Origin of the sequence: Streptomyces sp. adm13(2018), from assembly GCF_008042145.1 — a bacterium.
Lineage (GTDB): Bacteria > Actinomycetota > Actinomycetes > Streptomycetales > Streptomycetaceae > Streptomyces.
The window spans coordinates 1-9427 of sequence record NZ_RDBH01000235.1 but is presented as its reverse complement, the minus strand read 5'-3'; the positions used below and the strand labels follow the sequence as shown (position 1 = coordinate 9427).

12 protein-coding genes are annotated in these 9427 nt (G+C 74.6%); 6 read left to right on the top strand and 6 right to left on the bottom strand.

Annotated elements, in window-relative coordinates; translation table 11 throughout:
• Positions 1-799 (bottom strand): ABC transporter substrate-binding protein (locus EAO70_RS35995; protein WP_148006995.1); only part of this gene is annotated, 799 nt, incomplete at its 3' end.
• Between the two features lie 303 nt (positions 800-1102).
• On the opposite strand from EAO70_RS35995, the gene EAO70_RS35990 reads away from it, so the two are divergent.
• Positions 1103-1342, top strand: coding sequence for a hypothetical protein (locus EAO70_RS35990; protein WP_148006994.1), 240 nt, complete (start codon positions 1103-1105; stop codon positions 1340-1342).
• A gap of 186 nt (positions 1343-1528) precedes the next feature.
• Here EAO70_RS35990 and EAO70_RS35985 read toward each other — a convergent pair whose 3' ends face one another.
• Entirely contained in the window at positions 1529-2131 is a 603-nt protein-coding gene (locus tag EAO70_RS35985; RefSeq protein WP_148006993.1) for a TIGR03086 family metal-binding protein, read from the bottom strand.
• 88 nt (positions 2132-2219) lie between these two features.
• On the opposite strand from EAO70_RS35985, the gene EAO70_RS35980 reads away from it, so the two are divergent.
• Complete coding sequence (locus tag EAO70_RS35980; protein WP_148006992.1) at positions 2220-3182, top strand: helix-turn-helix domain-containing protein; 963 nt, start codon at positions 2220-2222, stop codon at positions 3180-3182.
• Between the two features lie 14 nt (positions 3183-3196).
• Positions 3197-3721 carry a GNAT family N-acetyltransferase gene (locus tag EAO70_RS35975; RefSeq protein WP_148006991.1) on the top strand — a complete coding sequence of 175 codons (525 nt, stop codon included), beginning with the start codon at positions 3197-3199 and terminating at the stop codon, positions 3719-3721.
• Here EAO70_RS35975 and EAO70_RS35970 read toward each other — a convergent pair.
• Positions 3718-4167 (bottom strand): GNAT family N-acetyltransferase, encoded by a 450-nt coding sequence (locus tag EAO70_RS35970; RefSeq protein ID WP_148006990.1) that lies wholly within the window; start codon positions 4165-4167, stop codon positions 3718-3720. The two genes, EAO70_RS35975 and EAO70_RS35970, sit on opposite strands and share 4 nt — an antisense overlap.
• A 125-nt stretch (positions 4168-4292) precedes the next feature.
• On the opposite strand from EAO70_RS35970, the gene EAO70_RS35965 reads away from it, so the two are divergent.
• Together EAO70_RS35965 and EAO70_RS35960 are read left to right on the top strand one after the other, a co-directional pair.
• Positions 4293-5144 (top strand): NAD(P)H-binding protein, encoded by an 852-nt coding sequence (locus tag EAO70_RS35965; protein ID WP_148006989.1) that lies wholly within the window; start codon positions 4293-4295, stop codon positions 5142-5144.
• Positions 5145-5195: 51 nt separating this feature from the next.
• On the top strand, positions 5196-5936 hold the full coding sequence (locus EAO70_RS35960) for a Mut7-C RNAse domain-containing protein (protein ID WP_148006988.1): 741 nt from the start codon (positions 5196-5198) through the stop codon (positions 5934-5936).
• A 62-nt stretch (positions 5937-5998) separates the two neighbouring features.
• Here EAO70_RS35960 and EAO70_RS35955 read toward each other — a convergent pair whose 3' ends face one another.
• Positions 5999-6484, bottom strand: coding sequence for a MarR family winged helix-turn-helix transcriptional regulator (locus tag EAO70_RS35955; protein ID WP_148006987.1), 486 nt, complete (start codon positions 6482-6484; stop codon positions 5999-6001).
• Between the two features lie 55 nt (positions 6485-6539).
• Positions 6540-7100 carry a TetR/AcrR family transcriptional regulator gene (locus EAO70_RS35950; protein ID WP_148006986.1) on the bottom strand — a complete coding sequence of 187 codons (561 nt, stop codon included), beginning with the start codon at positions 7098-7100 and terminating at the stop codon, positions 6540-6542.
• 117 nt (positions 7101-7217) lie between these two features.
• Between EAO70_RS35950 and EAO70_RS35945 the strand changes: the two genes are divergently transcribed.
• Complete coding sequence (locus tag EAO70_RS35945; protein WP_148006985.1) at positions 7218-8741, top strand: FAD-dependent oxidoreductase; 1524 nt, start codon at positions 7218-7220, stop codon at positions 8739-8741.
• An 18-nt stretch (positions 8742-8759) separates the two neighbouring features.
• Here the strand turns inward: EAO70_RS35945 and EAO70_RS35940 are convergent, their stop codons facing one another.
• Positions 8760-9242 (bottom strand): hypothetical protein, encoded by a 483-nt coding sequence (locus EAO70_RS35940; protein ID WP_148006984.1) that lies wholly within the window; start codon positions 9240-9242, stop codon positions 8760-8762.
• Positions 9243-9427: the final 185 nt, after the last annotated feature.

Genomic DNA, 9427 nt, shown 5'->3' with positions numbered 1-9427 from the left:
CCGGGCTCGGCGGTGTCTCCGGGTTCCACGGCGTGCGGCGGACACCGGGCAGGGCCGCGTCCGGCGCGGTGGCGTGCGCCCGGCTGTCGAAGAGGACCAGGTCGGGCCGGAGCTCGGCGGCCCGGTCCCAGTCACCGGTGAGCCAGTTCGCGCCGGGACCCGGGCCCGGGTCGACGAGCCGGACGCCCAGCTCCGCGAGCCTCGCGAGCTCGGGCCAGGCGAGCGGCCGGGCCAGGTGCACCCGATCGGGCCCGGCCCCGGAGAGCGCGAGCACCCCGAGCCCGGTCCGCGCGGCGACCTCCCGCAGCTCGTCCTCGGCGGCCCGCAGGGCGGCCGAGGAACCCTCGGCGGCCGGGCCGCCGTCCGGCGCCGCCCCCAGGCTCACCGCCAGCGCGCCGAACCGGTCGAGGATGGCCGGCAGGGTCAGCTCGTTGCCCACGGAGAGCGCGACCAGCGGCACCCCGAGCCGTTCGGCGACGGCCTCGTCCAGCGCGTAGGGGCTCTTCCCGTCGTAGGTCACGTCGACCAGCACGTCCGGCCGCAGCTCCCGCAGCCGCGCCTCGTCGATGCCCCGGCCCGGCCCGAGGTACGTCACCGCGGCCGCGCTCAGACCGCCCTCCTTCGCCGGGTCGAGGACGTCCCCGTCGTGCCCCGAGCCGTACACGGCGACCGGCGTCACGCCCAGGTCGCACAGGGCGGCCCCGGCCCTTACGTACGCGACCACCCGCCGCGGCACCCGGGCCGCGCCCGGCTCCGCCCCTCTGTCGTCCGTGAATCCCCACGCCTTCGTCCCGGACATTCGGCTGCTCCCTCCCGGCCGGACATGTGCCTCTCCCCGAGCACCTTGGAGCGCTTCCCCGGCCCGCACAAGAGGGCCTGCCGCAACCACGGGCCGCCGGGACGGCAGGGGCCCCGGTGACCTGCGGGGCGGGGCAGCGCCCGGTCCGGGACCAAGGTCCCGGACCCCCCTGCCGAAAGTCCCCCCGGTGGGTGTTAACTGAACAGGTCGGGAGGAAGCAGTAGGAATCGTCGGGCCTCCGTGCCCGCGCGCCACCTGCCGGGGCGTGCGGCGCCGGGCGGCCCTCACGCCCTGGAGTGAGTCATGTCCTTGCCCGGCCAGTTCTCCGATCCCCGTGTGATCACGCTCTTCGGCCTGCTCGCCGTCTCGACGGTGGTGTGGCTGTCGCTCGGCCTGCGCGCCCGCGCCCGCGGCCGGGCGCGCAGGCCGCTGGAGCGCATCTGGCACCCGCAGGAGTCCATCGTCCTGACGCCCGCCGAGGAGCACGCCTTCGGCCAGGTCGTCTCCCGCCTCTCCCCGGGCTCCCCGGGCCGCCTGCGCTGAGCCCCCGGCGCGGGCCCCGACCGGCGGGCCGTGAGCGGTACGGGCCCGGCCCGGCGGACGGGCTCAGCCCGGGGGCGTACGGGCCCGGCCCGCCAGGCCGAGGTTCAGACCAGGGGCGTACGGGCCCGGCCCGCCGGGCCGAGGTTCAGACCAGGGGCGTACGGGCCCGGCCCGCCGGACCGGGGTTCAGACCAGGGGCGCGTACGGGTCGCGGCCCGTCGTCGCGAGCAGCCGCTCGAAGGGCGTCGCGTCGCCGGGCAGGGCGACGGCCTCCTCGAAGACGCCCGCCTTCCGGGCCATGGGCGCCATCGCCTCCACCTCCCCGACGAGCCCGTCGACCACCACCGGGTCGGGCGTGAAGTCCCGCCCGGTGGCCCGGGCCAGGTCCCAGGCGTGCACGGTGAGGTCGAGCAGCACCATGGACCCGACGGTCCTGGACGGCAGCCCCATGCCCCCGGTGGTGCCCTCCTCGGCGCCGGGCGCCGACCAGGCCTCGACGAGCTTCCCCGTCTCGGTCTCGAAGCGGTCCCGCCAGTCGGCGTCGGCGAGCCAGTCCGTGGTGGTGGACAGCTCGGCGGACTGCTTGGCGGCGAGTGCCTGGAAGTGCACGACGACGCCGTAGAGGTGGTTCAGCAGGGCGCGGACGTCGTACGCGGCGCAGGGCGTCGGCGCGCCGAGCGAGGCGTCGCCGATGCCGCCGACCACGGGTACGGCCCGTGCGGCGGCGCTACGGAGCAGATCACCGATGCGGGGCTGCGCACCGGGGCGGAGCGGTTCGTCGTTCGTCATGGGACCGACGCTAGGAGCCGCCGCCCGCCCGGTCTTGAAGAAACACGCCAGGCGGCACGTTCCGGACACGACGACCTAGCATCGGGGCATGTCCGACTCCGCTCCCCGCAGGGACACCCGGGGCATCGTCGACCCGGCCGAACTGCTCTCCCGGGTCCGCTTCCGCCGCCACACCCCGGCGCCGGAGCTGCGGCCCTTTCTGGAGCACTACTGGCTGATCGACTGGGAGCTGCCGGAGCCGTACGCGACCCATGTCGTCCCGCACCCGTCGGTGAACATCGTCTTCCAGCGGTACGGGGCGCTCGACGCCCCGGCGGTTCACGCGCGCGCGTGTGCCGAGGTCGCCGGGATCGGACTCGGCCTGTTCACCCGGAAGCTGACGGGGACGGGCCGGGTCTGCGGGATCCAGTTCCGCCCGGGCGGCTTCCGCCCCTTCGCGCCCGCGTGGCCGGTGTCGACCTGGACGGGCCGCCGGGTCTCCCTGCCGACGGTCTTCCCGGACACGGACACGGGCGCGGGCAGGGGCCCGGCAACGGGCACGGAGCCGGATCCGACCACCAAGCCGGATCCGGACATCGAGCCCGATCCGGACATCGAGCCGGGCCCGGCCACGGCCCCCGGCCTCCTCGACGCCGTCCTCTCCCCCGAGACCGACCACCCGCGCGTGGCGGCGCTCGACGCCTTCCTGCTCGCCCGCGGCCCCGCCCCCGATCCGGCCGCCGACCGGGCGATGGAGCTGGTGGACCTGGTGCGCGAGGACCGCGGGCTCCGCAAGGTGTCCCAACTGGTCGCGGCGGCCGGCCTGTCGGCGCGCTCGCTCCAGCGCCTCTTCGGGTCCCACGTCGGCGTGGGCCCGAAGTGGGTGATCCTGCGCTACCGCATCCACGAGGCCCTGGAGCGGGCCGAGGCCGCGGGCGAGGCGGGCGGACCGGACTGGGCGGCCCTGGCGGCGGAGCTGGGCTACAGCGACCAGGCCCATCTCGTACGGGACTTCACCGCGACCATCGGGGCGTCGCCGACGGCCTACGCCCGGGGACTGTCGGCGCCCTGACCTACCGTACGGGGATGGACTCCTCCTCTTCCTCGCCCGTACGGCTCGAACCCTGGTCCGAGGGCGACGCCGGCCTGCTGCGCGCCCTGAACGCACCGGAGCTGACGGATCACCTCGGCGGTCCCGAGCCGGAGGAGCGGCTCGTCCGCCGCCACGCGCGCTACGTGGCCCTGAGCGCCGGCGCCCCGGCCTCGGGCCGCATGTACCGGATCGTGCTGCTGCCGGAGGAGGCCGTGGTCGGCAGCATCGGCTTCTGGGTGCGGACGGGTGACGGCGAGCCGGTGTACGAGACCGGGTGGGCCGTGCTGCCGGGCTTCCAGGGCCGGGGCGTGGCGACGGCCGCCACGCGCGCGGTGGCGGTGGAGGCCCGGGCCGCGGGCCTCCACCGTTTCCTGCACGCGTACCCGTCCACGGAGAACGCCGCGTCGAACGCGGTGTGCCGCAAGGCGGGGTTCGAGCTGCTCGGCGAGCGGGACTTCGAGTACCCGCCGGGCCACCCGATGGTCTGCAACGACTGGCGGCTGGACCTGGCCTCCTAGGAGGCGTCCTCGGGCGCGGTGAGCGTCCGGCTGAAGTGGAAGGCCACGATGTCCAGGCGTTCGCGCAGGTAGAAGCGGTGGGCTCCGGTGCGGTGGGTGCCGGAGTCCAGGTCGAGCGTGTGGCAGCCCTCCGCGCGGGCGCGGGCGTCCAGGTGGGCGAGGAGCGCGTGGCCGACGCCGGTGGAGCGGCTGGCGGCGGCGGTCACCAGGTCGTCGACGTAGAGCTGTCGCAGGGTGCTGGTGTTGGCGATGATCCGCCAGCCGGCCGCGCCGACGCAGCGGCCGTCCTCGGCGTAGGCGGCGCTGAAGCGGAGTCCCTGGGCGTACCCGGTGCCGTAGACCTCACGGAAGAGTTCCGGGGTGAGGTGGGGCCGGAGCTCGGTGAGGACGGGCAGGAGGTCGTTCTCCAGCCGGGGGTCGCCGGGCTCGAGGTCGGTGATCTTCATGGCGGGACGGTACCCCGTGGCCTAGGGCGGGGTTGACGAGCGGCGGCCACCCCTGGATATTTATCTGCGTGACGCAGATGATGCGTCACGCAGAACTATCGTGCTCGCTTCCGGAAGGACTCCTCATGACCGTTCTCGTCACCGGCAGCCGCGGCCGGGTCGCCACCACCCTGCTCGGGCTGCTCGACGCCGCCGGCATCAAGGCGAAGGCCGCCTCCAGGAACCCCGTGGACCTCTCCCCACCCCCCGGCGTCGACGCCGTGCGCTGCGATCTCGCCGACCCGGCCACCTTCGACGCGGCCCTGACCGGCGTCGACTCCGTCTTCCTGTACGCCGAGGCGACCCACGCCGCGGCCTTCGCCGACCGGGCCCGCGCCGCCGGCGTCGGGCACGTCGTGCTGCTCTCCTCCAGCTCCGTCCTCGACCCGGACGCCGCCGCGAACCCGATCGCCGCCTCCCATCTCGCGGCCGAGCGCGCCCTCTCCGCCGCCGCGGACGCCGGGGCCTTCGAGGCCACCCACCTCCGGCCGGGCGCCTTCGCCACCAACGCCCTGCAATGGGCCCCCGGGCTCCGGGACGGCCGGGGACCCGCCCTGCCCGTGCCGCGCGCGTACGGCGATCCGATCCATGAGCGCGACGTCGCCGAGGCGGCCTTCGCGGTCCTCACCGAGCCCCGGCTGCGCGGCTCCTCGTACCTCCTGACCGGCCCCGAGTCGCTGACCTTCGTCGAGCAGCTCGCGGTGCTCGCCGAGGTGACGGGCCGGCCCGCGCCGCACACCGTCGTGACCCCCGCGGAGTGGAAGGAGTCGGCCGCCGGCTTCCTGCCGGAGCCCTTCGCCGACGCCCTGCTCGCCCACTGGGCCGCGCACGACGGGCGGCCGGCGCCGCTGACCCGCACGGTGGAGGAGCTGACCGGCCACCCGGCCCGCACCTTCGCCGCGTGGGCCGCCGACCACGAGCGGGCCTTCCGCCCCTGACGGCGGCGAATTCCCTGGCAGCCCGTCCCGCCCCGGTGCGATCCTGTCCCCGTGAACGGACCGGAGATCCACATCAGTTTCGCCCCCGACCTGGGGCTCTTCGTCCCGGCCGACCGCCGCGTGGGCCGGACGACCCTGACCACCGACGGCACCTCCTCGCTCGGCCATGTCGTCGAGTCGCTCGGCGTGCCGCTCACCGAGGCCGGCCGGCTGCTGGTCGACGGACGGCCCGTCGACACCTCGTACGTCCCGGCGGCGGGCGAGAGCGTCGAGGTGGAGGCGGTCGTCCGCCCCCAGCCGGTGCGACCGGGCGCGCCTCTCCGGTTCCTGCTCGACGTGCACCTCGGCACGCTGGCCCGGCGCCTGCGGCTGCTCGGGGTGGACGCGGCCTACGAGAGCGAGGACATCGGCGACCCCGCCCTGGCCACGCTGTCCGCGAGCGAGCGGCGCGTCATGCTCTCGCGGGACCGCGGCCTGCTCCGCCGCCGCGAGCTGTGGGCGGGGGCGTACGTCTACAGCGACCGCCCCGACGACCAGCTCCGGGACGTCCTGGAGCGCTTCGCGCCGCCGCTCGCACCCTGGACGCGGTGCACCGCGTGCAACGGGCGGCTGAGCGACGCGGACAAGGACACGGTCCGCGAGCGCCTGGAGCAGGGCACCGAGAAGTCGTACGACGTGTTCGCCGAGTGCGTGGAGTGCGGCCGGGTCTACTGGCGCGGCGCCCACCACGCCCGGCTCGAGGCGATCGTCTCCGACGCGGTCCGTGAGTTCGGCGGCGCGACCACCGGCTGAACCCGGGGCGGGCTTCCGGGCGTCGCTCGCCCCGGCCGGGCATCGCCCGGCCCGGCCCCGGTTCAGTCCAGTCCGCCGCCGCGGAGCCGCTCGATCTGGGCGGCGCTGACCTCGACGGTGCGCCGCATGTGGGCGATGAGCAGGGCGACCTCGGCGTCGCTGTACACGTCGAACATCGTGCCCCAGGTGCTGTTGAGCTTGCGCCACAGGGCACCGAGTTCGGCGATCCGCTCGGGCACGAGGGCCACCAGGACCCGGCGCCGGTCCTCGGTGTCCCGTTCCCGCGTGACGTAGCCGGAGCGCTCCAGGCGGTCGACGAGCCGGGTCGCGGAGCCCGTGGTGAGCCCGGTCAGCTCGGCGACCCGCCCGGTGGTCACCGGACCCTCCTCCAGGCTGAGCAGGTTCAGACACTGGACGTCGGTCGGGTGGAGCCCCAGATGGTCGGCGACGGCCTGGTTGAACAGGGCGTACGCCGCCATGTAGCGGCGGGCCTCCCCGTACAGCTCGGTCATCAGCGCCTCGCGCCGGCCTGAACTCTTCTGCGTCATGCAGAGATTCTACGAACCAGACACCGGCCGACGGCCATCCGCTCGGGGGTCGCCGTCACGGCGCCTCCGCGGTCAGATAGCGCTGCACGGTCGGGCCCAGCCAGGCGACGACCTCCTCGGGGGGCATGTCGACGAGCGGCGGCAGCCGCAGCACGTAGCGGGTGAGCGCCATGCCGAGGATCTGGGAGGCGACGAGCGCCGCCCGTCGCGGCGCCTCCGCCGGGTCGGGGCAGACGCCCCGGGTGACGGGACCGAGCTGCTGGGCGAAGATCGCCTGCATCCGCTCCGCCCCGGCCGCGTTGGTGACCCCCACCCGCAGGAGACCGGTGAGGACGTCGTCCCGCTCCCAGCGCTCCAGGAAGTGCGTGACGAGGACGGCCCCGATGTGCCGCGCCGGCAGCGCGCCCAGCTCGGGGAGGTTCAGCTCGATCTGCGAGGCGGCGGCGAACAGGCCCTCCTTGTTGCCGTAGTAGCGCATGACCATCGACGGATCGATCCCGGCGTCCCGGGCGATGGCCCGGATCGTGGCGCGCTCGTACCCGTCGGAGGCGAAGCGCTCGCGGGCGGCCTCCAGGATGGCGGCTCTGGTGGTGTCGGAACGGCGGGCGGTCGTCATACCAACAACTGTAGGCCAACAGGCGTTGACACTCCATCGCGGTCGGCCCTACAGTTGCCAACAAGCGTTGACCAACAGCCGTTGGCCAACAGTCGTGGGCACCCCCGGGAGGCAGCCATGAGCACCGCGGAGACACCGAAGAACACGACGCGCCCTGCGAGCACGACGCGCGCCACGGCCACGACGACCACGACGACCACCACGAGCGGCACACGCACGACCGGCACCGGACCGACGGACACCCAGGTCCTCGTCATCGGCGCCGGCCCCACAGGCCTGCTCCTCGCGGGCGACCTCGCCGCCGCCGGCCTCGACGTGACCCTCGTCGAGCGCCGCCGCCCCGGTCTCGCCAACATGACCCGCGCCTTCGGCGTCCACGCCCGCACCCTGGAACAGCTCGACGCCCGCGGCCTCGCGGACGAGCTCGTCGCCACCGGCACGACCCTCGGCAGCGCGCGGCTCTTCGGGCGGCTCGACCTCGACCTGACCCGGCTGCCCAGCCGCTTCAACCACCTGCTCGTCACCCCGCAGTACGAGATGGAGCGCCTCCTGGAGCGCCGGGCCGAGGCCGCCGGCGTCACCTTCCGGCACGGCACGGAGTTACGTGACCTGCGCCAGGACGCCGACACGGTGACGGCGGAGTTCACCGACCCCGAGGGGGCCGCGCTCACCCTCACCGCCCGCCACCTGGTCGGCACGGACGGAGTCCGCAGCGCCGTCCGCACCGCCCTGGGCCTGCCCTTCCCCGGCGGATCCGTGATCCGGTCCCTCGTCCTCGCCGACGTCCGCCTCGCCGAGGAGCCCGCCGACTCCTTCAGCGTCAGCGGCTCGGAGGACACCTTCGTCTTCCTCGCCCCCTTCGGCGACGGCTGGCACCGGGTGATGGGGTGGGACCGCACCCGCCAGCTCCCGGACAGCGAGCCCGTCGACCTGGACGAGCTCCGCGAGATCACCCGGCGCGCCCTCGGCACCGACCTCGGCATGCACGACCCCCGATGGATCTCCCGCTTCCACAGCGACGAGCGCCAGGCCCCGTTCTACCGGGTCGGCCGGGTCTTCCTCGCGGGCGACGCCGCCCACGTCCACTCCCCCGCGGGCGGCCAGGGCATGAACACCGGCCTCCAGGACGCCGCCAACCTCTCCTGGAAGCTCGCGGCCGTCCTCCGCGGCGACGCGCCCGATCCCGAGGCCCTCCTCGACAGCTACCAGTCCGAGCGCCATCCCGTCGGCGCCGCCGTACTGCGCAGCAGCGGCGCGCTCGTACGCCTGGCGATGGCCCACACCCCGCTCACCCGCGCCGCCCGCTCCCTGATCACCCGGCTCCTGGGCACCCTGCGACCCGCCTCCGCCCGCGCCATGGGCATGATCAGCGGAATCGGCATCGCCTACGCGCCCCCGGCGGGCTCCCGCCGCCCCGCGGGCCGTCGCGCACCCGACGCACGACTGCGCGAAGGCCGCCTCTACGAACTGCTGCGGGCGGGCGAGTTCGTACTGATCACCCCGGAGGGCGGCGACCCCACCCTGCCCGGGAACGCCCCGGTCGCCCCGGAGCGCCTGATACGCGCGACCTGGACCGACCCGGCGCGCAGGACCGCGGTCCTGGTCCGCCCCGACGGGTACGTCCACTGGACGAGCAACTGACCGGCGCCCGAGGGGCCGTCAGAAGACGTAGGGATCGCCGGTGGCGAGCACCAGCACCCGATGCCGGTCGTTCCGCGGATTGCGGTCGGCGACACCGCCCCGCCAAGCGGTGGTGATGTCCACCGTCAGCTCGTCCGGCGAGCCGGCGGTCCGCAGGTCCAGCATCAGTTCGCCGACGCCTCCCGCGGCCGGCAGCTCACCGGTCCGGCAGGAGACGACCCGGTCGCTGCTCCACAGGCAGGCGTCGGGCAGCTCCCGGCCACCGGCCATCGGCACGGAGAACGCGAGCCGGACCGTCGCCTGGGCGAGATCCGTGGGACCGAAGTTCTCACTGACCAGCCAGACCCCGACCCGCCCGTCCCACAGGGAGACATGGCCGTGATGGGCCAGATCCGCCTCGGGCCCGGCCGCCGGCTCCACCGCACCGGCACCCGTACCGGCCCCCACCACCACCGCGGCCGCGAGAGCGACCCCGAGCACACCCTTCCGCAATCCACGCATAGACCCAAAGAAACCACAGACCATCAGATTTACCGACCATTCACCACCCAGCGTGTCCCTAGCCTCGCCCCCACCCACACGCACACCCTTCCGCAATCCACGCATAGACCCAAAGAAACCACAGACCATCAGATTTACCGACCATTCACCACCCAGCGTGTCCCTAGCCTCGCCCCCACCCACAC

Bases quoted from the DNA above. Each gene is read 5' to 3' on its own strand.
- EAO70_RS35950 (WP_148006986.1), bottom strand. From the start codon at position 7,100: ATGACGACCGCCCGCCGTTCCGACACCACCAGAGCCGCCATCCTGGAG.
- EAO70_RS35945 (WP_148006985.1), top strand. From the start codon at position 7,218: ATGAGCACCGCGGAGACACCGAAGAACACGACGCGCCCTGCGAGCACG.
- EAO70_RS35965 (WP_148006989.1), top strand. From the start codon at position 4,293: ATGACCGTTCTCGTCACCGGCAGCCGCGGCCGGGTCGCCACCACCCTG.
- EAO70_RS35980 (WP_148006992.1), top strand. From the start codon at position 2,220: ATGTCCGACTCCGCTCCCCGCAGGGACACCCGGGGCATCGTCGACCCG.
- EAO70_RS35970 (WP_148006990.1), bottom strand. From the start codon at position 4,167: ATGAAGATCACCGACCTCGAGCCCGGCGACCCCCGGCTGGAGAACGAC.
- EAO70_RS35990 (WP_148006994.1), top strand. From the start codon at position 1,103: ATGTCCTTGCCCGGCCAGTTCTCCGATCCCCGTGTGATCACGCTCTTC.
- EAO70_RS35940 (WP_148006984.1), bottom strand. From the start codon at position 9,242: ATGCGTGGATTGCGGAAGGGTGTGCTCGGGGTCGCTCTCGCGGCCGCG.
- EAO70_RS35955 (WP_148006987.1), bottom strand. From the start codon at position 6,484: ATGACGCAGAAGAGTTCAGGCCGGCGCGAGGCGCTGATGACCGAGCTG.
- EAO70_RS35985 (WP_148006993.1), bottom strand. From the start codon at position 2,131: ATGACGAACGACGAACCGCTCCGCCCCGGTGCGCAGCCCCGCATCGGT.
- EAO70_RS35975 (WP_148006991.1), top strand. From the start codon at position 3,197: ATGGACTCCTCCTCTTCCTCGCCCGTACGGCTCGAACCCTGGTCCGAG.